The sequence below is a fragment of the Pseudomonas sp. PGPPP4 genome, from assembly GCF_002256045.1.
GTDB classification, from domain to species: domain Bacteria; phylum Pseudomonadota; class Gammaproteobacteria; order Pseudomonadales; family Pseudomonadaceae; genus Chryseomonas; species Chryseomonas oryzihabitans.
The window spans coordinates 212,789-235,548 of record NZ_NKID01000001.1; the positions used below are offsets into that span (position 1 = coordinate 212,789).

General features: G+C 66.9%; 17 protein-coding genes and 1 pseudogene. 11 read left to right on the forward strand and 7 right to left on the reverse strand.

From position 1 onward, the window contains the following. The first annotated feature begins 79 nt into the window (after window positions 1-79). The 4 genes from CFE50_RS00965 to CFE50_RS00980 are packed head-to-tail and all read left to right on the forward strand — an operon-like array spanning window position 80 to window position 4,407. Entirely contained in the window at window positions 80-634 is a 555-nt protein-coding gene (locus CFE50_RS00965) for a UPF0149 family protein (protein WP_241808206.1), read from the forward strand. A gap of 6 nt (window positions 635-640) precedes the next feature. Continuing rightward, window positions 641-1,990, forward strand: coding sequence for a Xaa-Pro aminopeptidase (pepP, locus tag CFE50_RS00970; protein WP_027598196.1), 1,350 nt, complete (start codon window positions 641-643; stop codon window positions 1,988-1,990). Beyond that, the gene (ubiH, locus tag CFE50_RS00975; protein WP_286729666.1) at window positions 1,977-3,158 is read left to right on the forward strand and encodes a 2-octaprenyl-6-methoxyphenyl hydroxylase; all 1,182 of its coding nucleotides are present in this window, start codon (window positions 1,977-1,979) and stop codon (window positions 3,156-3,158) included. Before pepP ends, ubiH begins: the two co-directional genes overlap by 14 nt. A 19-nt stretch (window positions 3,159-3,177) precedes the next feature. Continuing rightward, a complete protein-coding gene (locus CFE50_RS00980; RefSeq protein WP_027598198.1) occupies window positions 3,178-4,407 on the forward strand; it encodes a 2-octaprenyl-3-methyl-6-methoxy-1,4-benzoquinol hydroxylase in 1,230 nt (409 codons plus the stop codon). 5 nt (window positions 4,408-4,412) lie between these two features. Here the strand turns inward: CFE50_RS00980 and cysQ are convergent, their stop codons facing one another. After that, a complete protein-coding gene (gene cysQ / locus CFE50_RS00985) occupies window positions 4,413-5,255 on the reverse strand; it encodes a 3'(2'),5'-bisphosphate nucleotidase CysQ (RefSeq protein ID WP_286729668.1) in 843 nt (280 codons plus the stop codon). Next, complete coding sequence (gene nudE, locus CFE50_RS00990) at window positions 5,252-5,818, reverse strand: ADP compounds hydrolase NudE (RefSeq protein WP_145151905.1); 567 nt, start codon at window positions 5,816-5,818, stop codon at window positions 5,252-5,254. Before nudE ends, cysQ begins: the two co-directional genes overlap by 4 nt. Window positions 5,819-5,881: 63 nt before the next feature. Between nudE and yrfG the strand changes: the two genes are divergently transcribed. The 4 genes from yrfG to CFE50_RS01010 all read left to right on the forward strand — a co-directional run bounded on the left by yrfG (window position 5,882) and on the right by CFE50_RS01010 (window position 10,793). Further along, window positions 5,882-6,541, forward strand: a complete 660-nt coding sequence (gene yrfG, locus CFE50_RS00995) for a GMP/IMP nucleotidase (protein ID WP_286729671.1) — start codon at window positions 5,882-5,884, stop codon at window positions 6,539-6,541. A gap of 107 nt (window positions 6,542-6,648) precedes the next feature. Further along, on the forward strand, window positions 6,649-7,542 hold the full coding sequence (locus CFE50_RS01000) for a LysR family transcriptional regulator (protein WP_144955025.1): 894 nt from the start codon (window positions 6,649-6,651) through the stop codon (window positions 7,540-7,542). A gap of 94 nt (window positions 7,543-7,636) precedes the next feature. Then, entirely contained in the window at window positions 7,637-8,452 is an 816-nt protein-coding gene (gene fdhD / locus CFE50_RS01005; RefSeq protein ID WP_027598201.1) for a formate dehydrogenase accessory sulfurtransferase FdhD, read from the forward strand. 16 nt (window positions 8,453-8,468) lie between these two features. Next, complete coding sequence (locus tag CFE50_RS01010) at window positions 8,469-10,793, forward strand: FdhF/YdeP family oxidoreductase (protein ID WP_286729675.1); 2,325 nt, start codon at window positions 8,469-8,471, stop codon at window positions 10,791-10,793. 56 nt (window positions 10,794-10,849) lie between these two features. On the opposite strand, the gene CFE50_RS01015 is transcribed toward CFE50_RS01010, so the two are convergent. Genes CFE50_RS01015 through CFE50_RS01025 form a run of 3 tightly spaced genes read right to left on the reverse strand, consistent with a single transcriptional unit; the run spans window position 10,850 to window position 14,058 of the window. After that, window positions 10,850-11,251: a type 2 periplasmic-binding domain-containing protein gene (locus tag CFE50_RS01015; RefSeq protein WP_286729677.1), complete on the reverse strand. Its 402-nt coding sequence runs from the start codon at window positions 11,249-11,251 to the stop codon at window positions 10,850-10,852. An 11-nt stretch (window positions 11,252-11,262) separates the two neighbouring features. After that, window positions 11,263-12,384: a hypothetical protein gene (locus tag CFE50_RS01020; protein WP_051399180.1), complete on the reverse strand. Its 1,122-nt coding sequence runs from the start codon at window positions 12,382-12,384 to the stop codon at window positions 11,263-11,265. A 51-nt stretch (window positions 12,385-12,435) separates the two neighbouring features. Next, the gene (locus CFE50_RS01025) at window positions 12,436-14,058 is read right to left on the reverse strand and encodes a methyl-accepting chemotaxis protein (protein ID WP_241808269.1); all 1,623 of its coding nucleotides are present in this window, start codon (window positions 14,056-14,058) and stop codon (window positions 12,436-12,438) included. A gap of 259 nt (window positions 14,059-14,317) precedes the next feature. Between CFE50_RS01025 and CFE50_RS01030 the strand changes: the two genes are divergently transcribed. Beyond that, window positions 14,318-14,956, forward strand: a complete 639-nt coding sequence (locus tag CFE50_RS01030; protein ID WP_502694658.1) for a nucleotidyltransferase family protein — start codon at window positions 14,318-14,320, stop codon at window positions 14,954-14,956. Window positions 14,957-15,006: 50 nt separating this feature from the next. On the opposite strand, the gene CFE50_RS22680 is transcribed toward CFE50_RS01030, so the two are convergent. Continuing rightward, window positions 15,007-15,879, reverse strand: a complete 873-nt coding sequence (locus CFE50_RS22680) for a methyl-accepting chemotaxis protein (protein WP_430695106.1) — start codon at window positions 15,877-15,879, stop codon at window positions 15,007-15,009. Beyond that, a pseudogene (locus CFE50_RS22685) lies at window positions 15,862-16,896 on the reverse strand (methyl-accepting chemotaxis protein); the annotation flags it as partial. The gene CFE50_RS22680 and the pseudogene CFE50_RS22685, both read right to left, overlap by 18 nt. A 485-nt stretch (window positions 16,897-17,381) precedes the next feature. On the opposite strand from CFE50_RS22685, the gene CFE50_RS01040 reads away from it, so the two are divergent. Both CFE50_RS01040 and putA read left to right on the forward strand, forming a co-directional pair. Continuing rightward, window positions 17,382-18,374 carry an LLM class oxidoreductase gene (locus tag CFE50_RS01040; RefSeq protein WP_286729687.1) on the forward strand — a complete coding sequence of 331 codons (993 nt, stop codon included), beginning with the start codon at window positions 17,382-17,384 and terminating at the stop codon, window positions 18,372-18,374. A gap of 267 nt (window positions 18,375-18,641) precedes the next feature. After that, on the forward strand, window positions 18,642-22,610 hold the full coding sequence (putA, locus tag CFE50_RS01045) for a trifunctional transcriptional regulator/proline dehydrogenase/L-glutamate gamma-semialdehyde dehydrogenase (RefSeq protein WP_286729689.1): 3,969 nt from the start codon (window positions 18,642-18,644) through the stop codon (window positions 22,608-22,610). Window positions 22,611-22,760: the final 150 nt, after the last annotated feature.

Below are 22,760 nucleotides of genomic sequence, written 5' to 3' on the forward strand. Positions count from 1 at the left end.
GGGTGCAACGAGATTGGCCGCCGGCGGGGTCAGCGCGTAGGATAAGGCTTCATTCTAGCCAGCGCCTCACCTCGACGCCATGTCCAGCTCAGCATCCGCCTACGCCGCCTTCTCAACCCTGCTCGCCGAGGCCGCTCTGCCGGTCTCGCCCGCCGAACTCCACGGTCACCTGCTCGGGCGGGTCTGCGGGGGCGCGGGCTTCGACGAGAACGACTGGCTGGCCGCGGCCAGCGAGCTGCTCGGTGGCGCGCCGGGCGAGCGGCTGCAGGCGGCGCTTTCGGGGCTGCTGGGCATGGTGCAGCAGGAATTCGCCGGCCAGCAGGTGGCCCTGGTGCTGATGCTGCCGCCGGACGAGGTGCCGCTCGCCGAGCGCACCGCGGCCCTGGGCCAGTGGTGCCAGGGCTTCCTGGCCGGTTTCGGTCTGTCCGGGCGTACCGGCGAGGTCTCCGGCGAGGCGCGCGAGGTGCTCGAGGACCTGGCGGCCATCGCCCAGATCCAGGACCCGGCCGAGGAAGGCGAAGAGGGCGAGAACGACTTCATGGAAGTCACCGAATACCTGCGCGTCGCCCCGCTGCTGCTCTATGGCGAATACGGCCGCGGTCCCATTCCCGAACCCGCGCCCGTGGTGCACTGAGCGGCCATGCCGCGGATCCACAAGGCCGAATTCGCCCGTCGCCGCCGCGCCCTGATGGCCGAGATCGGCCACGGCGGCATCGCCCTGCTGCCCGCCGCGCCGGTGTGCCTGCGCAATCGCGACATCGAACAACCCTATCGCCAGGACAGCGACTTCCAGTACCTCACCGGCTTTCCCGAACCCGAGGCCCTGGCCGTGCTGATCCCCGGCCGGGCCCACGGTGAATACCTGCTGTTCTGCCGCGAGCGGGACGCGGAGCTGGAGCGCTGGGAGGGTCGGCGCGCCGGTCAGGAAGGGGCCCTGGCCGACTATGGCGCCGACGACGCCTTTCCCATCGGCGATCTGGACGACATCCTGCCCGGGCTGTTGGAAGGGCGCGAGCGGGTCTACTACGCCATGGGCGCCCATCCGGAATTCGAGCGGCAGCTGCTCAACTGGATCGAACTGATCCGCGCCAAGGCCGACCAGGGCGCCTCGCCGCCGCGGGAGCTGCTGGCACTGGATACCCTGTTGCACGACAGCCGGCTGTACAAGTCGGCCGCCGAGGTGCGCCTGCTCAAGGCCGCCGCCGAATTGACCTGCGCCGCCCACCTGCGCGCCATCCAGGCCTGCCGACCGGGGCTGCGCGAGTATCACCTGGAGGCGGAGCTGGACTATTGCTTCCGCCAGGGCGGTGCCCGACTGGCGGCCTATGGCTCCATCGTCGCTGCCGGGGCCAATGCCTGCGTCATGCACTACCAGGCCAACGATGCCCCTCTGCGCGACGGCGACCTGGTGCTGATCGATGCCGGGTGCGAGCTGGAGTGCTATGCCAGCGACGTGACCCGCACCTTTCCGGTGAATGGCCGCTTCTCGCCGGAGCAGCGGCAGCTGTACGACATCGTGCTGGCCGCCAACCAGGCCGCCATCGCCTGCGTCGCGCCCGGACGGCACTGGAACGAACCCCACGAAGCCACGGTCAGGGTGATCACCGAGGGGCTGCTAGCCCTGGGGCTGCTGCAGGGCGAACTGGATGCGCTGATCGAGGCCGGCGCCTGTCGTGAGTTCTACATGCACCGCGCCGGACACTGGCTGGGGCTGGACGTCCACGACGTCGGCGAGTACCGCATCGGCGATCAGTGGCGGATGCTGGAGCCGGGCATGGTGCTGACCGTGGAGCCCGGACTCTACATCCCGGTGGAGGCCGAGGTGCCGCGCAAATGGCGCGGCCTGGGCATCCGCATCGAAGACGAGGTGCTGGTGACGCGCAGTGGTTGCGAGGTGCTGACCGCCGGCCTGCCCAAGGCGGCCGCGGAGATCGAAGGCTTGATGGCGGCCGCGCGCGACCGCCGGGAGAACGCTCATGCAACGTCCTGATATCGCCATCATCGGTGGCGGCCTGGTGGGCGCCAGTCTGGCCCTGGCCCTGCAGGCCGGCGCCAAGGCGCGCGGCTGGCGCATCCTGCTGGTGGAGCCCTTCGCCCCCGGCGACACCTATCAGCCCAGCTACGATGCCCGCTCCTCGGCGCTCTCCTATGGCTCGCGGCTGATCTACCAGCGCCTCGGCGTCTGGGAGGCACTGGCCGAGCATGCCGAGGCGATCCGCGAGATCCAGGTCTCCGACCAGGGCCGCTTCGGCGTGACCCAGCTGCTCGCCCGCGACGAGAACCTGCCAGCGCTGGGCTATGTGGTGGAGAACGCCTGGATCGGCCAGGTGCTCTGGCAGGCACTGGATCGCGAGGTGGTGGAATGGCGCTGCCCGGCCGAGGTGCGCACGCTCACCGCCGTTGCCGACGGCTATCGCCTGGAGCTGGAGGATGGCGACATCCTCGAATGCGGCCTGGCGGTACTGGCCGACGGCGGCCGCTCGGCGCTGCGCGAGTCCCTCGGCATCGAGGTGCGGCGGACGGTCTATGAGCAGACCGCGCTGATCGCCAACGTCTCGACCAATCTCGGCCATGGCGGTCGCGCCTTCGAGCGCTTCACCCCCCACGGCCCCCTGGCGCTGCTGCCCCTGCCGGGCCAGCGCAGCGCCCTGGTCTGGACCCAGCCGGACGGCGAGGCCTTGCGGCTGCAACAGGCGCCCGCTGCCGTCTTTCTCGACGAGTTGCAGCAGGCGGTGGGCTATCGCCTCGGCAGCTTCACCCAGGTCGGCACCCGCCATGTCTATCCGCTGACCCTGCTGGAGGCCAACGAACAGGTCCGCCCGCATCTGGTGGTCCTGGGCAACGCCGCCCACAGCCTGCACCCCATCGCCGGCCAGGGCTTCAACCTGTCCCTGCGCGATGTCGACAGCCTGGCCGAGTGCCTGCTGGAAAGTGCCGCAGCGCCCGGCGACTTCGCCACCCTGCAGGACTACCTGCAGCGCCAGCGCCTGGACCAGCAGCTGACCATCGGCTTTTCCGATCGCATCACCCGGCTGTTTTCCAACAGTCGGCCCTGGCTCAGTGCCGGACGCAACCTGGGCCTAGTCGGCCTGGAGCTGTGCCCGCCGGCCAAGAGTGCCTTCGCCCGCCAGGCCATGGGCCTGAGTACCCGTCCCTGACCTGCGAGGAGAAACGAGCATGCTGACCCATGCGGATCTGGTGATCGTCGGTGCCGGCATGGTCGGCAGCGCCCTGGCCCTGGCCCTGGCCGACAGCGGCCTGTCGGTGGTGCTGCTCGACCGCGGCCCGCTCACCCCCGGCGCGGTCGAGAGCGACCTGCCCTTCGAACCCCGGGTCAGCGCCTTGTCGCTGGCCAGTCAGCGCATCCTGCAGCGCCTCGGCGCCTGGGACGGCATCCTGGCGCGGCGCGTCAGTCCCTACCAGGCGATGCACGTCTGGGACGGCTCCGGCACCGGCGCCGTGCATTTCGATGCCGCCAGCGTGCACGCCGAGGTGCTCGGCCACATCGTCGAGAATCGCGTGGTGCAGGATGCCCTGCTCGAACGCCTGGCCGAGGCCAACGTCCTGCTCCTGCCCGAGGCGCGCCTGGAATTGCTGCGCCGCTCCGGCGATCAGTGGCTGGTGCAACTGGCCGGCGATCGCCAGATCCGCGCGCCCCTGGTAGTGGCTGCCGATGGCGCCACCTCCGCCGTGCGCCGTCTGGCCGGGCTGGAAACCCGCGAATGGGACTATCTGCACCATGCCATCGTCACCAGTGTGCGCTGCGCCGAATCGCACCAGCGCACCGCCTGGCAAAGATTCACCGACGACGGCCCGCTGGCCTTCCTGCCGCTGGACCGCGGTGGCGACACCCGCTGGTGCTCCATCGTCTGGTCCTGCACGCCCAAGCAGGGCGAGCGGCTGATGGCCCTGGACGACGCGGCCTTCTGCCAGGCCCTGGGCGAGGCCTTCGAGCAGCGCCTGGGCAAGGTGGAGTGCAGCGACACACGGCTGTGCATCCCGCTGCGCCAGCGCCATGCCAAGCGCTATGTGGAACCCGGTCTGGCCCTGATCGGCGATGCCGCCCACGTCATCCACCCGCTGGCCGGGCAGGGCGTCAACCTGGGCTTTCTCGACGCCGCGGTGCTGGCCGAGGAACTGCGCCATGCCCAGGCGCGCGGTGAATCCATCGCCGAGCAGCGGGTGCTGGAGCGCTACGAGCGCCGCCGCATGCCGCACAACCTGGCGATGATGGCGGCGATGGAAGGCTTCCAGCGGCTGTTCCAGGACGACCGCCTGCCGCTGCGCTGGCTGCGCAACGCCGCGCTCAAGCAGGTCGATCGCCATTTCGAAGCCAAGGCCCTGTTCGTGCGCCGCGCCCTGGGCCTGTCCGGCGATGTGCCGGAATTGGCCAAGGTAGTGGCCTAGCAGCCTCAGGCGTCGCCCAGGTCTCCGGCCAGCTCCAGCACCTGCTGCCGCCAGGTGGCCTCGCGGGGCAGGGCGAGAAAGTGCGGATTGAGAAAGGACTCGCGCATCTCGTAGGTGAGGGGCTGGCCGTCCAAGGTCAGGACCTCGCCGCCAGCGCCTTCCAGCACGCCCTGGGCGGCGGCGGTGTCCCACTGGGAGGTGGGGGCGAGCCGGGGATAGAAGTCGGCCAGGCCTTCGGCCAGGAGGCAGAACTTGAGCGAGCTGCCGACGCTGACCAGCTTGGGTTCGCCCAGGGTGGTGCCCAGTTCTTCCAGCAGCCGCTGCTGGGCCGGACTGCCGTGACGGCGACTGGCGACCACGGTGAAGGCTTCTTCCGGTTGGGTGCGCACGCCGATCTCGACGCCGTCCTCGCCCTGGATACGGAAGGCGCCCAGTTCGCGGCCGCCGCTGAAGCAGACGTCCCGGGTGGGGATGCCGACCACGCCAAAGATCACCTGGCCGCGCTCGACCAGGGCCACGTTGACGGTGAATTCCTCACTGCCGTCGATGAATTCCTTGGTGCCGTCCAGGGGATCGACCACCCACCAGACGTCCCAGGCGCTACGCGCCGCGAAGGGGATGTCACAGGCTTCTTCCGACAGCACCGGCACATCCGGGGTCAGGCGCGCCAGGCCTTCGGCCAGCACCCGGTGGGCGGCGAGGTCGGCGGCGGTCACCGGCGAGTCGTCGCTCTTCTGCCGCACCGCCACGCCCTGGCGCCAATGGGGCAGGATGGCCGCGCCGGCCTGGCGCACCAGGTCGATGACGTTGAGCACCAGCGGAGCGGTAATGGAAACGGGCGCCATCATGCCGGCAGCTCTCCGCGTTGGGTGAGCAGGTCGCGCACCAGGTAGAGGGCGGCCAGGGCGCGGCCTTCGGAAAAGCGCGGATTCTGCACCAGCTGCGACAGCTCGCGCAGGTCGACGCTACTGACTTCGAGGGGCTCGGGTTCGTCGCCCGGCAGTTGCTCGGGATAGAGGTCGCGGGCCAGCACCACGTGGATGCGCTGACTCATGTAGCCCGGGCTCAGCGACAGGGCGGTGAGGTATTCCAGCTGGCGCGCGCCAAAGCCGGCCTCTTCCTTGAGTTCGCGATTGGCGGCGTCGAGGATCTCCTCGCCCGGTTCCACCAGGCCCTTGGGCAGCGACAGTTCGTAGTCTTCCACGCCGCCGCAGTATTCCTCGATGAGCAGGGCGTGGGTGGCGTCCTGCAGGGCCACCACCATCACCGCACCATGACCGGTGCCCTTGTTGGCCAGGCGCTCGTAGGTGCGTTCCTCGCCGTTGGCGAAGCGCAACTGCATCTCCTCGACGGTGAACAGACGGCTCTTGGCCACGATCTGTCGGGCGAGAACAGTGGGTTTCTGGCGCATGGACGGCTCCTGGGCTGGGCGGACGGGTATGATAACCCGCCTGTTACATGATCCGGAGTCACCATGACCCCTCTCGACTGGAGCCGTATCGATACCGTGTTGCTGGACATGGACGGCACCCTGCTCGATCTGCATTTCGACAACCATTTCTGGCTGGAGTACCTGCCGCAGCGCTATGCCGAGCGCCACGGCCAGTCCCTGGCGCTGGCCAAGGCCGAGCTGGAGCCGCTGTTTCTCAGCCACCAGGGCAAGCTGACCTGGTACTGCCTGGACTTCTGGAGCGCCGAGCTGGGCTTTTCCATGCGCGAACTCAAGGAGGAGATCGCCCACCTGATCGCCCTGAGACCCGACGCCGATACCTTTCTCGCCGCCCTGCAGCGCGCCGGCAAGCGGGTGGTGCTGATCACCAACGCCCACCGCGATTCCCTGTCGCTGAAGCTGGAGCGTATCGAGCTGGCGCCCTATTTCGATCGCCTGATCAGCTCCCACGATTACGGCTTCCCCAAGGAAGAACAGCAGTTCTGGCACGCTCTGCAGGCCGACTTCGCCTTCGATCCGGCGCGTACCCTGTTCATCGACGACAACCTGCCGATCCTGCGCAGCGCTCGCGACTATGGCGTCGCCCATCTGCTGGCGATCCACGAACCGGACAGCCGTCGCGGTCCCAAGGACAGCGAGGAATTCGAGGCGGTGCGGGATTATCGCGAGCTGCTGCCGCAGTGAGGACTGCCGCAGTGAGGACTGCCGCAGTGAGGACTGCCGCAGTCCTGGCGACCCTCACCCCGGCCCTCTCCCAGGGGGAGAGGGGGCAGAGCGCCCGGAGGTAATCAGTGGATATCAAGCAACTGCGCTTTCTCATCGCCCTGGACGAGACGCGCCACTTCGGCCAGGCGGCGGCGCGCTGCCACGTCACCCAGCCGACCCTGTCCATGCGCCTGCGTGGCCTGGAAGATGAACTGGGCGTAGAGCTGGTGCGGCGTGGGCAGCGCTTCGAGGGTTTCACCGAGGCGGGGCAGCGCATCCTCGCCTGGGCGCGCACCCTGATGGCCGCCCATGACGGTCTCTATGCCGAGGCCCAGGCCTTCCAGGGGCAACTGGTGGGCACCCTGAGGGTCGGCCTGGTGCCGCTGGCCAGCTTCGATCCCATGCCGCTGCTGCAGCACCTGCGCCAGCTGCACCCCAAGCTGCATTTCCAGCTGCAGGTGCTGAGCACCGAGCGCATCCTCGAAGCCGTGGCCAGCAATCGCCTGGAGCTGGGCATCTCCTACCTGGAACACCTGGATCCTGCGCGCTTCGACAGCCTGACCCTGACCGAGACGCGCATGGGCCTGCTCTATGACGAGCGCCATTTCAGCTTCGACCAGGCCGCGCTGGATTGGCAGGCGGTGGCCGGCTTGCCGCTCGGCCTGCTCACCGGCGCCATGCATTTTCGCCAGTCGGTGGACCATGGCTTTCGCAGCCTGGGGTTGACGCCGCAGCCGGTGCTGGAGACCGACGCCGTCTATCTGCTCTTGCAGGCGGTCAATGCCGGTCTCTGCTGCGCCGTGGTGCCCCTGGCCGGCGGTTTCGACCGGCTCACCCCCCATGCGCGGCTGATCCCCATCGCCACGGCCCGCACCCTGGCTCCCCTGGGGCTGCTCATTCGTCGGACCGAACCCCGACTGGCGGTCGCCGATGCCTGTTTCCAGGCGGTCAAGGCGCTCTATGCCGAGAGTGATAGATAGCGTTTATCAAGGCATCGGTCATAGCGATTAGACGCCCCGGGATGTGCTGGTTAATCTTTGATCTGTGTCAAACCGCCGCAGGTCGTTTTCGCCCATGTCCCAGGATTCGCCAGACCTCGTTGCCGCGCCTCCCGCCGGCTATGCCTTCGCCGAGCTGGAGCAGCCTGCCGTGCGCGGCGAACAGCCGCTGGCCGAGGAGGTGGCGCTGGCCATCGCCTACAACGGCATCAGCCATGCGGTGATGATGGCGACCCCGGCCGACGTGGAAGACTACGTGGTCGGTTTCAGCCTCAGCGCCGGCATCGTCGATGCCATCGACGACATCTATGGCATCCAGGTGCGGCGCGTCGGCGAAGCCCTCAACGTCGACGTCGAGATCAGCAGTCGTACCTTCTGGGCGCTCAAGCAGCAGCGCCGCCAGCTGGCCGGCACCAGTGGCTGCGGCCTGTGCGGGGTCGAGGCCCTGGAACAGGCGCTGCCGCAGCTGGATCGCCTGCGCAAGGTGCCGCTGCCACCGGCCGCCCACCTGCACGACCTGCGCCAGCGCATCGATGCCGCCCAGGACCTGGGCCAGCGCAGCGGTGCGGTGCATGCGGCACTGTTCATCGACGGCCAGGGCGAACTGACCCTGTGCCGCGAGGACATCGGTCGCCACAACGCCCTGGACAAGCTGATCGGCGCCCTGCTGCGTCAGCGCCAGCCGGTGCGCGAGGGCTGCGTGGTGGTCACCAGCCGCTGCAGTCTCGAACTCATCCACAAGGCGGTGCGGGCCGGACTCGCCACCCTCATCACCCTGTCGGCGCCTACCGGGCTGGCCGTGGAATGGGCGCGCCGTCATCGTCTCAACCTGATCCATCTGCCACACCGGTCGCCGCCGCGGGTCTATGCCCCGGCGCCGGTGGCCCCTTGATCCCACGGGAATCGCCATGAACAAACCTCAGCAGTCCTTCAAACCCTATCAAGGCCCCGCCGCCGGCTGGGGCGCCCTGAAGAGCGTGGTGCACTTCTGGCTCGACAGCGGCAACGCCTTCAAGAATCTGCGTACCCTGCTCAAGACCAACCAGGACCATGGCTTCGATTGCCCCGGCTGCGCCTGGGGCGAGGCCCCGGAAAACGGCCTGGTGAAGTTCTGCGAGAACGGCGCCAAGGCGGTCAACTGGGAAGCCACCAAGCGCCGCGTCGATGCCGCCTTCTTCGCTCGCCACAGCGTGACCTCGCTGCTGGAGCAGAGCGACTACTGGCTCGAATACCAGGGCCGGCTGACCGAGCCGCTGCGCTATGACGCGGCCACCGATCGCTATGTGCCCATCGCCTGGGACGCCGCCTTCGCGCTGATCGCCAAGGAGCTCAAGGCCCTGGCCAGTCCCGACGAAGCCGAGTTCTACACCTCGGGGCGCGCCAGCAACGAGGCGGCCTTCCTCTATCAGCTGTTCGTCCGCGCCTATGGCACCAACAACTTCCCCGATTGCTCGAACATGTGCCACGAGGCCAGCGGCGTGGGCCTGGGCCGCAGCATCGGCGTCGGCAAGGGCACCGTGACCTATCACGACCTGGACGAGGCGGATGCCATCTTCGTCATCGGCCAGAACCCGGGCACCAACCACCCGCGCATGATCGAGACCCTGCGCAACGCGGTGAAGCGCGGCGCCCAGGTGGTCTGCTTCAACCCGCTCAAGGAGCGGGGCCTGGAGCGCTTCCAGCACCCGCAGAGTCCGCTGGAGATGCTCACCAACGACTCGCGGCCGACCAACACCGCCTACTTCCGTCCGGCTCTGGGCGGCGACATGGCGGCACTGCGCGGCATCGCCAAGTACCTCCTGCAGTGGGAGCGCGAAGCCGCGGCCAAGGGCGCCAAGCGCGTCTTCGACCACGACTTCATCGCCGCCCACACCCTGGGCATGGACGACTACCTGGCCCAGGTCGACGCCACCTCCTGGGAGCTGATCGAGCGCCAGTCGGGCTTGTCGCTGCACGAGATCGAACAGGCCGCGCGCATGTATGCCCGCGCCGAGAAGGTCATCATCTGCTGGGCCATGGGCATCACCCAGCACCGCCATTCGGTGGCCACGGTGCAGGAGATCGCCAACCTGCAACTGCTCTGCGGCCACATCGGCCGGCCCGGCGCCGGCCTCTGCCCGGTGCGCGGCCACAGCAACGTCCAGGGCGACCGCACCATGGGCATCGACGAGAAGGCCCCGGCCTGGCTCAGCGACGCTCTGGCCAAACGCTTCGCCTTCGAGCCGCCGCGCAATCGTGGCCACAACACCGTGGAGGCCATCGCCGCCATGGAGCAGGGCAAGGCCAAGGTGTTCATCGGCCTCGGCGGCAACTTCGCCCAGGCCACTCCGGACACCCCGCGCACCCACAAGGCGCTGCGCAAGTGCGACCTGACCGTGCACATCGCCACCAAGCTCAACCGCAGCCACCTGGTGACCGGTCGCCAGGCGCTGATCCTGCCCTGCCTGGGCCGTACCGAGATGGACGTGCAGAAGGGCGGCAAGCAGGCCATCACCGTGGAAGACAGCTTCAGCATGGTGCACGCCTCGGCCGGTATCCTGCGGCCGCTGTCGTCGCAGATGAAATCCGAGCCGGCCATCGTCGCCGGCCTGGCCAAGGCCACCCTGGGCAACCATCCGGTGGACTGGGACTGGCTGATCGAGGATTACGACCGCATCCGCGACCTGATCGCCGACGTCATTCCCGGCTTCCAGGACTTCAACGCGCGTCTCGCCGCACCCGGCGGTTTCTACCTGGGCAACAAGGCCGGGCGCCGGGAGTGGAACACTCCCACCGGCAAGGCCAACTTCGCCGCCAATGCGCTGCTGCATGACCTCTTGCCGGACGCGGTCCGCCGCCAGGGCATCAAGCCCGACCTGATCCTGCAGACCATGAGATCCCACGATCAGTACAACACCACCATCTACAGCCTCGACGACCGCTATCGCGGCGTGAAGGGCCAGCGCGACGTGGTCTTCGTCAACCAGGCCGATCTGGATCGCCTGGGCGTGGTCGCCGGCGAGAAGGTGGATCTGGTCGCCCTGTGGGACGACGGCCTCGAGCGCCGGGTCCGCGGCTTCACCGCGCTGCCGTTCGACATCCCGGTCGGCCAGGCTGCGGGCTACTACCCGGAGACCAATCCGCTGGTGCCCCTGGAGAGCTACGGCGAGGGCAGCTTCACGCCCACCTCCAAGTTCGTCGCCATCAAGGTCGAGAAGGCCAGCGCTGGCAACCGTATCGCTTCGGTGGCCTGAGGCCTTCCTCGAAATGAAAAAAGCCGTCGCGAGACGGCTTTTTTCATGGCGCGGCATCACTGCAGGGTGAAGAGGACCTTTACCTGGTCGGTGACCGCGGCCTTGTCCACATAGCCGATGGCGTCGGCTTCGCCGGCCACCTGGGCGACCACGGCGTCGTCGCCGGCCAAGCTGGGCAGCGGCTGGCCCTTGCCGGTAAACACCAGGCCCGACCAGTAGGACTTCAGCTGGGCTTCGTTCTTGTTGGCGACCTTGGCATAGAAGGTCTCCTTGGTGGCCGACCAATCCTTCTGGTCGACGCCCTTCAGCGACTTGTCCTTGCCGAGGAAGATGTTGGCCACTTCATCCTGGCCGGGTGTCTTGGTGGCGGCCGGATTGACGATCACGGCGACTTCGGCATGGACCAGGCTGACGCTGAACAGCAGGGCGGCGCCGGTGAGCAGGCGGAGAGAACTCATGGGCGGATTCCTTAGAAGATGAAGTCGAGGCCGATGCTGATGATGTCGCCGTCGAAGTTGCGCGCCGGCGCGCCGAAGCGACCGCCGCTGCGATCGTAGACGGCATTGGCGATGCTCTCGTTGTCGGTCTTGACGAAGGTGCCGTTGTAGCCGCCGGTGGTGTCGACGCGCTTGTACTCGCTCTTGAGCACCAGGCTGGGGGTGATGTTGTAGTTCAGGCCGTAGGTCCAGGAGCTCTGGCGACCGGCGCGTTCCTCGTCCAGCTGGGCGTAGGTCACGTGGGCCAGGAAGTCACCGAAGCGGCGACCGGCCATCAGATAGAAGGCGTTGCTGCTGCCCTGGTTGTCACCCTCGATGACGCGGCGGGTCCATTCGTTGCTGGTCAGCCAGGTGCCATTGTCGTACTGGTAGCCGAGCGAGGTGAACTTGCCCTTCTGGTCGTCCAGGGTCAGCAACGGATAGTGCAGGTCGATGCTGGACTCGGTGTAGGCCAGGCGCACGGTGCCGTACTCGTTGGTCGCCAGACTGACGTTGGCGGCGGCGATGCGCTTGTAGTCGATGTCGTAGAGGTCGTCGTTGACGAAGTAGTTGCGATTGACCGCCTGGCCCCCGCTGACTTGGAGGTTCAGGGTGCCGAAGGCGACCGGCAGACTCCAGAGGGCATCGGCGCCTTCGTAGTTGGAGACCTGCACCTGGCTGTAGACCTCGTCGGGCAGGCGCAGCCAGGGGTAGGTGATGCCCACGTCCAGGGTCTCGGAATACATGAACACCGGCGTGCGCAGGCGGCCGGCGCGGAAGGTCAGGTTGTCGGTGGCGTGGAAGGCCAGATAGGCCCATTCCAGGTTGGCTTTCCACTGATCCTGCTCGGCCTTGGCGGTGACCTGCACGGTGGCGTCCAGCTTGTCGGTCAGGCCGTACTGGAACTGGCCGCCCAGCTTGCTCAGCTGGTCGCCACGCCAGTGGTCGTTGGTCTGACCGTTGATGCCGAAGCTGCGACCGTCGTCTTCGCCGCCCAGATGGGTGATGCCGGCGGTGCCGAAGCCGTTGAAGCGATAGTCACCCTGATCGAGGGCGAGCGCGGATCCCGCGCAGGTGAGGGCCGCGCCGAAGGCGAGCAGACGTGCAAAAGCCATGGAAGTGCTCCTAGAGGTTTCTCGGTATAGGGAAAATCAGTACGGGGACGGCTAGATGCGGAAGCGCGAGGTCGCCTGCCGGAGGTCGGTATCGACCACCACCAGTTGCTCGCCCATGCGGGCGGTGGCGGTGGTGCTGTCCGCACTGGACTGGGTATCGCTCTGCAGGCGGCGGGTGTCGCTGCTGATCGAATCGGAAAGGCTCAGCTGCTCGCCGGTGAGCAGGGCGATCTGAGCGTTGTAGTCGTTGATGCGCGCCACGGCCTGGGCGATGCCCTCGAGCATCGCGGTGGCGGCCTGGGAGCTGCTGGCGCTGACCTGCGCCTGGGTATGGCTGCCCTGCATGGCCTGCAGCACGCGCTGGGCGTTGCCCTGCAGGCGTTCGATGATCTGCTGGATCTCGGCGGTGGAGCGCGCGGTCTTCTGCGCCAGATTGCGCACCTCGTCGGCCACCACGGCAAAGCCGCGGCCCTGTTCACCGGCGCGCGCGGCCTCGATGGCGGCGTTGAGCGCCAGCAGATTGGTCTGCTCGGCGATGGACTTGATCACGTCCAGCACCAGCCCGACCTGGCGGGTTTCCTGTTCCAGCTGCTGCATGGACTCGGCCGACTGGCGCACGCTGTCGTCCAGTTCGCCCATGTTGCGCGACAGCTGGCCGATGCTGGTACGGGCGGCGGCGGACTGCTCGGCCGCGGCAGAGGCCTGGTCGGCGGCCTCGCGGGAGCGGTCAGCCACCTCGTGCAGGTTGGTGTTCATGGTCTGGATGTCACGGCCGATGGACTCGGTATGACCCTGCTGGGAACGGGCGTTGTTCTCCACCGTCTGGGTGAGCCTATAGAGCTCGCCGGACACCTGGCCCAGCGGATGGGCGGCATCGACGATGGCCTTGATGGTGCCCTGCAGCTGATCGAGAAAGACGTTGAACAGCGCGGTCATCTGGCCGATCTCGTCCCGCGAGCCCACCTGCAGGCGGCGGGTGAGATCGCCGTCGCCCTCGGCGATGGCGCGCAGCGAGGCGATCACTTCGCGCACGCTGCCGAGCACGCTGCGGATGGTCAGCACCGCGGCGCCGGCCAGGATCACCACCAGTAGCAGACTCAGCCAGATACCCACCCGGGTGGTGTCGGCGTTCTGGTCGCGAGCCTGGGCCAGGGTCTGCTGGAAGTCGGTATAGGCATGGCTGCGCAGAGTGGTGCCCAGCTGCTGGGCGGCGGCGAGATCCGTGGCCATGCGGTCCAGGTTGGGTCGCAGGGAGTCGAAGGAGCCGCTGCCCTTGATCAGCTGCTCGGAGGCGCCCAGGGCGTTGTCCGCATAGCGATGGATGCCCTGGCGCCAGCCGGATATCTCGTCGTTGCGCGCCGAGGTCTGACGGGTGAGGTCGGCCATCTCCTGCAGGCGGCGGTCGATGTCGTCGACCACCTTGCGCGCCTCGCCCAGGGTTTCCAGCTCACTGGCGGTCACCGCGCTGTTGAACAGGCCGGGCAGACGGGAAAACTGGAAGAGTACGGCGTCAGCCTTTTCCAGCAGCGGATAGCTGTGATTTTCCAGCTGGTCGAGGCGTTGATCGTTGCCAGCCAGCTGGGCCGAGGTGTAGGCCACGTAGAGCAGCAAGCCCAGCAGAGCGGCAGCAGGCAGCAGCGACAGCTTGAGCGTCAGCGACAGGTTACGAAACATCTACACCTCGGAAAGCGTGGGCAGTAGCGAGCAGCGAGGTGCGGCGCCCTCTTTTAAGCGAGGGCTGCCAGTGGTCATGTCCTGACCGGTCACCACGTCCTGTTGGCCTCGCAAACGTGAATAAGCGAAGCCGTCACATTTTCGACATCTAGAGCTGAAACTTAAGAGGGCTAAACGTTATTGCGATTATTGGCGATAGACGTTGCGAAAGCCGGTGCAGGCGGTCACTGTCCAGCTTTCTAGACTGACTAGTCGTGCCATGAACCCCTTGTTCGCTCGTATCGAGCGCTGGCTGATTGCGGACTCCGACCGTCTGCATCTGCTCCGCACCCTGGCCGACCTGCACCTGCCCGACGCCTGGCTGGCTGCTGGCTTAGTGCGCAATCTGGTTTGGGGTCGACTGCATGACTATGCCGAGTCGACGCCGCTGGCGGATCTGGATGTCATCTATTTCGATGCGGCCGACTGCCGGCCCGAGCGGGACAGGGAAATCGAAGCGCTGTTGGCGGCGCAGGCGCCGGGCTGGCCCTGGTCGGTGAAGAATCAGGCGCGGATGCATTTGCGTAACGGCGATCGCCCTTATCGCGACTGCCGGGATGCCCTGGCCCACTGGCCCGAGGTGGAGACGGCCCTGGCCGCGCGCCTGACCGCCGAAGGCAAGCTCGAGTCGTCAGCCCCTTCGCCCAGGAAGGGCTCTTCGCCCTCCATCTCACGCCCAATCCCTGGCGGCCCCGGCCCGCGGTCTTTCGCCAGCGGATCGCGACCAAGGATTGGCTCGGGCGCTGGCCACGATTGCGGATTCAGGCGCCTTGACGGTGCCTGCGTAGGCCTTGCTCGGCAGCGCCTGCCGATCGCGTTACGGCAGGGCTGTCAACCGCGATGCCTTGTACGCCTTTGATGTGGCAGCCGTGCCACCAGGCGGTTCCTAAGGGCCGCCTGGTACAGGCCTCAGACCTTGAACCTTGCGGTCAGCTCCTGCAGTTGCAGGCTCAGGTGCGCCAGTTCGGTGCTGGAACCGGCGGTCTTCTCGGTGGCGGCAGCGGTCTGGTCGGCGACCTCGTGGACCTTGACCACGCTGCGGCTGATGTCCTCACCCGCTGCACTCTGCTGCTCGACCGCGGTGGCGATCTGCTCGTTCATGGCTTCGATCTCGCCCACCGCGCTGTTGACGCTGGCCAGGACCACACCCGCCTGACGGGTCAGGTCGACGCTGTCGCCGGTCAGCTGGATATTGCGGTCCAGGGCGGCGCTCATCCTGTCGGTGCTGCCATGCAGGCTGGTGATGAGGCTGGCGATCTCGTCGGTGGAGGAGCGCGTGCGTTGCGCCAGGCCACGCACCTCGTCGGCCACCACGGCGAAGCCGCGGCCGGCCTCGCCGGCGCGGGCGGCTTCGATGGCGGCGTTGAGCGCCAGCAGGTTGGTCTGTTCGGCGACCGTCTTGATCACGTCCAGCACCCCGCCGATGCGGTCGGCATCCTGCTTGAGCAACTCCATGGTGACCTGGGTGCTGTCCACTTCCTGGGCCAGGGTCTGGATCTGGACGACGACCTGATTGACCATTTCATCGCCTTCGCGAGTCTTGAGGGTCGCCTCGCGGGCAGAAGCCGAGGCCCGTTCGGCATTACGGGCCACCTCGCCTATGGTGGCGGTCATCTGCTGCATGGCGGTTGCGATCTGCTCGGTCTCGACCTTTTGCGCCGTGGCACCGGAGCGTGTCTGCTGAGTGATGGCGGAGAGTTCTTCGGCAGCGCTGGCTACCTGGATGACACCATCCTTCTGTTCGCGGATCAGGTCGCGCAGATTGACGATCATGCGTTGCATGGCGGCCTGCAGCTGGCCGAGCTCATCCTTGCGCTCCGTCTGGATCTGGACGGTCAGGTCGCCTGCAGCGAGCTGCTCTACAGCCGCCAAGGTCTGGCGCAGCGGCGTCACGATGGAACGGGTGATGATCCAGGCGGCGACCAGGCTCAGCAGGACCGCCAGCAATAGGCCGCCGAACAGCATCAGCTTGGCGTCGCGGATGTCGCTGAGGCGGAATTGGTTCTGCACCTGCTTCATCTCGTCGGCGGCCTTGAGCAGGGCCTGGATGCTCTGATCGAGACCCTGATCGGTGTCTTCGTACTGCTTCTGGATGGTGAAAAGTTGCTGTACCTGACGCTGATACCCGGCAAAGAGTCCTGGCAGCTGCTGCAGGCCCGGGGCTGAGGCGCTGTCGGTCAGCAGGGCCTTTAGCATACCGTCCACTCTGGTCAACGAGGCTTGCAGGGCTTCCTGCTGTGGGCCAGCTGACTTGAGTACATAGACGCGTAAGTCGATCCGCAGCTTTTGCAGCGCTGCCAGCAGCGGCGACAACTGCACGCCGCCGTGATCATTCTGGCTATCCATGGCGCTGGAAGCCTCCTGCAGCCGCTTGTCCATGCTATCGCCGGTGTCCCGGATGTCCTGGACCGTGGTGCCGCGGTCCTGCGTTACCTTCAACGTCTGCTGATAGAGATCGCGGTATTCCTTGAGGATCTGCTCGGTGCGAGCCAGCAACGCCTGGCTCTCAGGGCGTCTGAACAGTGGGCGGGCTTCCTGCAGCTGCTTTTCGAGGGTGTCGATAGCGCTTTTCCAGCGATTGGCCTGCTCCACCTCCGGCAACAAGGCGAAGGCCGAGCGGGCATTGCGCATGTCGCGGGTAAGTAGACCGATCTGGGTGAATTGCTCGATGAGATTGCCCCGTCGCCCCAAGGCCTGGATGCCATTCCAGCCAGCATAGGCGATGGCCAGAGTAAGGATGATCAGTGCGGTGAAACCGGAAAACAGCTTCGTGCGAACACTCATGTTGCTCATTTTCATGGGACTATTCCCGATGTTCGGCGGAAAATTCCGGGGTTTTAAGTGGGTGAGAAGCACTGGATTCTAGCCGAGGGCAAGGCGGGAAAGTCTTATATTTACACTATTTAAATAATGGTAAGTCTATTTATGGGATATTAAAGTTTCTGCTTATTTGGTTGACTATTGGCCTCTAGTCGTGACGGTTATTGATTAGCTTAAGTGCGGTTCGGAAGTTCAAGTGAATAAGGTAGTGTTATTTTTAATAGGCTAATTTTTTATTAGTCTTTCTTTTTTCTGGAGGCAAAGTTCAGATGCCGAGCGATACGGGTCTGATACTGCCGCGGAAGGATGTTGGGAGTGCCGTCACCCCTCACGGCCGGCAAGCGCAGCTTTCGGTGGCGGGAATGAACGACGTTTCACATCCTCGTCGGCTGTCCGGCGAACCCTGGACTACCGCTAGACTCCATAGAAGGTCATTCGCCTTCCCTCTCCGGCAAGGAATCCCCATGTCCACCACGGAGCGTCGCCGCGCCTTTCTGCAGCATCCGGGCTTTTCGCGGCTGTTCGCGCCCGGTCGCCTGACCCTGGGCTTCCTGCTGCCGCTGGAGGGCTATCCCGACGATCCCATGCCGACCCTGCGCGACCACGCCCGCCTGGCGCGGCTGGCCGACCAGTTGGGCTTCGCGGCGCTCTGGGCGCGCGACGTGCCCTTCTACGATCCCGGCTTCAACGACGCCGGCCAGGTGTTCGAGCCCTTCACCTATCTCGGCTATCTGGCGGGCATCACCCAGCACCTGACCCTGGCCACCGGCAGCGCCGTCATCACCCTGCGCCATCCGCTGCACCTGGCCAAGATGGCGGCTTCGGTCGACCAGTTGAGCGATGGCCGGCTGGTGCTGGGGGTGGCCTCCGGCGATCGCCCGGTGGAATACCCGGCCTTCGGCCTGGAGAGCGAATTCGAGCGGCGGGGCGAGCGCTTTCGCGATGCCTTCGAGATGTTTCGCCTGGCCGGCGAGACCAACTTCCCGCTCGGGGCCTTTCGCCGCTTCGGCGATCTGCAGGGGCTGGCCGATCTGGTGCCCAAGCCCGTGCATGGGCGCATTCCGGCGCTGGTCACCGGGCGCAGTCGGCAAGCGGTGGACTGGATCGCCGCCAAGGCGGATGGCTGGTTCTATTACTTCGTACCGGCCGAGCACGTTCCGGCGCTGACACGGGTCTGGCGCGAGGCGCTGGACGAGATCGGTGGGCGCGAGTTGTTCAAGCCCTTCGCCCAGGGGCTGTTCTTCGAGTTGGCCAGCGATCCGGCCCAGCCGCCTCGGCCTATCCATGCCGGCTTGTCCTGCGGGCGGCGGGCGTTGGTGGACTACCTTGGTCAGTTGCAGGAAGCCGGCGTCAATCACCTGGCCCTCAACCTGCGCCCCTCACGGCGTCCGGCCAGCGAAGTGGTCCAGGAACTGGGCGAATTCGTGCTCCCGCACTTTCCTTCCCTGCAGCCGTAGCGATCGCCGCGGTGTGGCGCCAGGTAACACTTGCCTGGCTAACGATTCCCGCCCGTCGTCACCCGGTCAGGCGACTCCCCTGGGGTGGGGGTTCAACCGGGTCGCACCCCTTGGCCTGATCTCTGCATGACCTTCCGTTCTGTTACCCAGCTTCAGGTGCAACCGGATCGACGGTAGAACCTTGCGGGTTGCACTTGGTTGCACTTTTATTTCGAGCGGCGCTAAGCTGCGCCAAATTTCGACGCCTTCTTGCTTGAGGACCTGCGCATGGCCACCACCACCACCCTGGGCGTAAAGCTCGACGAAGCCACTCGCGATCGCCTCAAGGAAGCGGCGCGCCGTATTGATCGGACGCCCCACTGGCTGATCAAGCAGGCCATCTATACCTATCTGGAAACCCTGGAAAGCGGTGCGACCCTGGCCGATCTGCAGGGCATCGCCCAGCGTCTGGCCGAGGGCGACAACGAAGCCGTCGAGGCGCTGGCCGATCCGGTCTACCAGCCCTTCCTGGAATTCGCCGAAAGCATCCTGCCGCAATCGGTGCTGCGCTCGGCCATCACTGCGGCCTATCGCCGGCCGGAAGAGGAACTGCTGCCGCTGCTGCTGGAGCAGGCGCGGCTGCCGGCGGCCCAGGCCAAGGCCACCCATGAACTGGCTCACCGCATCGCCGAGAAGCTGCGCAACGCCAAGGGTGCAACCGGGCGCTCCGGAATGGTGCAGAGTCTGCTCCGTGAATTCTCGCTGTCGTCCCAGGAGGGCGTGGCCCTGATGTGCCTGGCCGAAGCCCTGCTGCGCATCCCCGACAAGGGCACCCGCGATGCGCTGATCCGCGACAAGATCAGCACCGGCAACTGGCAGCCGCACCTGGGCAACAGTCCCTCGCTGTTCGTCAACGCCGCCACCTGGGGTCTACTGCTGACCGGGCGCCTGGTGTCGACCCACAACGAGGCCGGTCTCACCAGTTCGCTCAATCGCCTCATCGGCAAGAGCGGCGAGCCGGTGATCCGCAAGGGCGTGGACATGGCCATGCGCCTGATGGGCGAGCAGTTCGTCACCGGCGAGACCATCGCCGAGGCCCTGGCCAACGCCAGCAAGTTCGAGGCGAAGGGCTTCCGCTACAGCTACGACATGCTCGGCGAAGCGGCCCTGACCGAGGCCGATGCCCGCCGCTACCTGGCCTCCTACGAGCAGGCCATCCACTCTATCGGCAAGGCCTCCCACGGCCGTGGCATCTACGAAGGCCCGGGCATTTCCATCAAACTCTCGGCACTGCATCCGCGCTACAGCCGCGCCCAGTACGACCGGGTGATGAGCGAGCTCTATCCGCGCCTGCTGGAACTGACCCTGCTGGCCAAGCGCTACGACATCGGCCTGAACATCGACGCCGAGGAAGCCGATCGCCTGGAGATCTCCCTGGATCTCCTGGAGCGCCTGTCCTTCGAACCGCAACTGGCCGGCTGGAACGGCATCGGCTTCGTCATCCAGGCCTACCAGAAGCGCTGCCCGCTGGTGATCGACTACCTGATCGATCTGGCCCGGCGCAGCCGTCGCCGGCTGATGATCCGGCTGGTCAAGGGCGCCTACTGGGACAGCGAGATCAAGCGCGCCCAGGTGGAAGGCCTGGAGGGCTATCCGGTCTACACCCGCAAGGTCTACACCGACGTGGCCTACCTGGCCTGCGCCCGCAAGCTCCTGGCGGCGCCGGAATCCATCTACCCGCAATTCGCCACCCACAACGCCCACACCCTGGCCGCCATCTACCAGCTCGGCGGGCAGAACTACTACCCCGGCCAGTACGAGTTCCAGTGCCTGCACGGCATGGGCGAGCCGCTGTACGAGCAGGTGGTGGGCAGCGTCAAGGACGGCAAGCTGGCACGGCCGTGCCGCATCTACGCTCCGGTGGGCACCCACGAGACGCTGCTGGCCTACCTGGTCCGCCGCCTGCTGGAAAACGGCGCCAACACCTCTTTCGTCAACCGCATCGCCGACCACTCCATCTCCCTCGACGAGCTGGTGGCCGATCCGGTGGTGCAGATCGAACAGCAGTCCACCAACGAAGGCGCCATCGGCCTGCCGCATCCGCGCATTCCCCACCCAAGCGCCCTCTACGGCACCGAGCGCTGCAATTCCAGCGGTCTGGACCTGTCCAGCGAACACCGCCTGGGCTCGCTGTCCGCGGCGCTGCTGGCCAGTGGCAACACCGCCTGGGAAGCCCGCCCGCTGCTGGGTCGCGCCAGCGAGCCGTCGATTGCGCAACCGGTGCTCAATCCGGCCGATCGCCGCGATCGCGTCGGCCAGGTCAGCAATGCCACCCGCGCCGATGTCGACATCGCCCTGGAAGAAGCCCTGGCCGCCGCGCCCATCTGGCAATCCACCCCGCCCGAGCAGCGCGCCGCGGCCCTGGATCGCGCCGCCGAGCTGATGGAAGCGCAGATCCAGCCGCTGATGGGCCTGCTGGTGCGCGAAGCCGGCAAGACCTACGCCAACGCCATCGCCGAGGTGCGCGAGGCGGTGGACTTCCTGCGCTACTACGCCGCCCTGGTGCGTCGCGACTTCGCCAACGACAGCCACCGCCCGCTGGGTCCGGTGGTCTGCATCAGTCCCTGGAACTTCCCCCTGGCCATCTTCAGCGGTCAAATCGCCGCGGCCCTGGCCGCCGGCAACACCGTGCTGGCCAAGCCGGCCGAGCAGACCCCGCTGATCGCCGCCCAGGCCGTGCGCCTGTTGCTGGAAGCCGGCATCCCCGAAGGCGTGCTGCAACTGCTGCCGGGCGAGGGCTCCACCATCGGCGCCGCCCTGGTCAACGACGTGCGGGTCAAGGGCGTGATGTTCACCGGCTCCACCGAGGTGGCCCAGATCCTGGCGCGCAACATCGCCGGACGCCTGGACGCCCAGGGCCGGCCGATCCCGCTGATCGCCGAGACCGGTGGCCAGAACGCCATGATCGTCGACTCCTCGGCCCTGGCCGAGCAGGTGGTGGCCGACGTGGTCGCCTCCGCCTTCGACAGCGCCGGTCAGCGCTGCTCGGCCCTGCGCGTGCTCTGCGTGCAGGACGACGTGGCCGATCGCGTGCTGGAAATGCTCAAGGGCGCCATGGCCGAATGCCGTCTGGGCAATCCGGAGAATCTGGCCATCGACATCGGCCCGGTGATCGACGGCGAGGCCAAGGCCACCATCGACAAGCACATCCAGGCCCTGAGGGGCAAAGGCCGTCGGGTGCACCAGGGCGGTCGCGTGGAAGGCGATGCCATCCACCGCGGCACCTTCGTCATGCCCACCCTGATCGAGCTGGAGAGCCTGGCCGAACTGGGCCGCGAGGTCTTCGGTCCGGTGCTGCACGTGGTGCGCTATGGCCGCAAGGACCTGGACAAGGTCATCGATCAGATCAACGCCACCGGCTACGGCCTGACCTTTGGCGTGCACACCCGCATCGACGAGACCATCGCCAAGGTGGTGGAGCGCGCCCATGCCGGCAACCTCTACGTCAACCGCAACATGGTCGGCGCGGTGGTCGGGGTGCAGCCCTTCGGCGGCGAAGGCCTCTCGGGTACCGGTCCCAAGGCCGGTGGCCCGCTGTACCTCTATCGCCTACTCAGCACCCGTCCCGATGGCGATCCCGCGGTGGCCCTGGCCAAGGGCAGCACCGGCGAGACCGAATGGCAGGTGCGCGATGCCCTGCGGCAGCAGGCCGGCAACCCGCTGGGCGCCCTGCACGACTGGGCCAAGCAACAGGGCCTGGGCGAGCTGCAGCAGGCCTGCCTGAGATTCGCCGAGGAATCCCTGAGCGGCCTGACCCGGCTGCTGCCGGGCCCCACCGGCGAGCGCAACAGCTACAGCCTGCTGCCGCGCAGCCGGGTGCTGTGCCTGGCGGCCGACGAAAGCGATCTGCTGCTGCAACTGGCGGCGGTCATGGCGGTGGGCAGCACGGCCCTGGTCGAGGACGCCCACAAGACGACGCTGACGCGCCTGCCGCACGCCGTGCGCGCGCGGGTGCAGGTGGCGGCCGACTGGCGCAAGGACGAGGTCGCCTTCGAGGCGGTCCTGCACCACGGCGATTCCGATCAGCTGCGCCAGGTCTGCCAGCAGGTGGCCAAGCGCAATGGTCCCATCGTCGGCGTCCAGGGCCTGGCCCGCGGCGAGACCGCCATTCCGCTGGAGCGCCTGCTCATCGAGCGCGCGCTGAGCGTGAATACCGCGGCGGCGGGTGGTAATGCGAGTCTGATGACGATTGGCTAAAGGGTATGAGCTGGGAGGCGTGACCATCGCCTCCCGGCACTGCACGCTCAGCCCTGACGATCCCGGTGGTCTCCTTCCTGAAGGCGACCGGAATTTCTTTCGCTGGTCTGTACTTATTTGATCGTCTTGGCAGCAGGTTCCAGGCGGTAC

Bases quoted from the DNA above. Each gene is read 5' to 3' on its own strand.
- ubiH (WP_286729666.1), top strand. From the start codon at position 1,977: ATGCAACGTCCTGATATCGCCATCATCGGTGGCGGCCTGGTGGGCGCC.
- CFE50_RS01040 (WP_286729687.1), top strand. From the start codon at position 17,382: ATGTCCACCACGGAGCGTCGCCGCGCCTTTCTGCAGCATCCGGGCTTT.
- CFE50_RS00965 (WP_241808206.1), top strand. From the start codon at position 80: ATGTCCAGCTCAGCATCCGCCTACGCCGCCTTCTCAACCCTGCTCGCC.
- CFE50_RS01015 (WP_286729677.1), bottom strand. From the start codon at position 11,251: ATGAGTTCTCTCCGCCTGCTCACCGGCGCCGCCCTGCTGTTCAGCGTC.
- yrfG (WP_286729671.1), top strand. From the start codon at position 5,882: ATGACCCCTCTCGACTGGAGCCGTATCGATACCGTGTTGCTGGACATG.
- fdhD (WP_027598201.1), top strand. From the start codon at position 7,637: ATGTCCCAGGATTCGCCAGACCTCGTTGCCGCGCCTCCCGCCGGCTAT.
- pepP (WP_027598196.1), top strand. From the start codon at position 641: ATGCCGCGGATCCACAAGGCCGAATTCGCCCGTCGCCGCCGCGCCCTG.
- CFE50_RS01020 (WP_051399180.1), bottom strand. From the start codon at position 12,384: ATGGCTTTTGCACGTCTGCTCGCCTTCGGCGCGGCCCTCACCTGCGCG.
- cysQ (WP_286729668.1), bottom strand. From the start codon at position 5,255: ATGATGGCGCCCGTTTCCATTACCGCTCCGCTGGTGCTCAACGTCATC.
- CFE50_RS01010 (WP_286729675.1), top strand. From the start codon at position 8,469: ATGAACAAACCTCAGCAGTCCTTCAAACCCTATCAAGGCCCCGCCGCC.
- putA (WP_286729689.1), top strand. From the start codon at position 18,642: ATGGCCACCACCACCACCCTGGGCGTAAAGCTCGACGAAGCCACTCGC.
- nudE (WP_145151905.1), bottom strand. From the start codon at position 5,818: ATGCGCCAGAAACCCACTGTTCTCGCCCGACAGATCGTGGCCAAGAGC.
- CFE50_RS00980 (WP_027598198.1), top strand. From the start codon at position 3,178: ATGCTGACCCATGCGGATCTGGTGATCGTCGGTGCCGGCATGGTCGGC.
- CFE50_RS01030 (WP_502694658.1), top strand. From the start codon at position 14,318: ATGAACCCCTTGTTCGCTCGTATCGAGCGCTGGCTGATTGCGGACTCC.
- CFE50_RS22680 (WP_430695106.1), bottom strand. From the start codon at position 15,879: ATGCAACGCATGATCGTCAATCTGCGCGACCTGATCCGCGAACAGAAG.
- CFE50_RS01025 (WP_241808269.1), bottom strand. From the start codon at position 14,058: ATGTTTCGTAACCTGTCGCTGACGCTCAAGCTGTCGCTGCTGCCTGCT.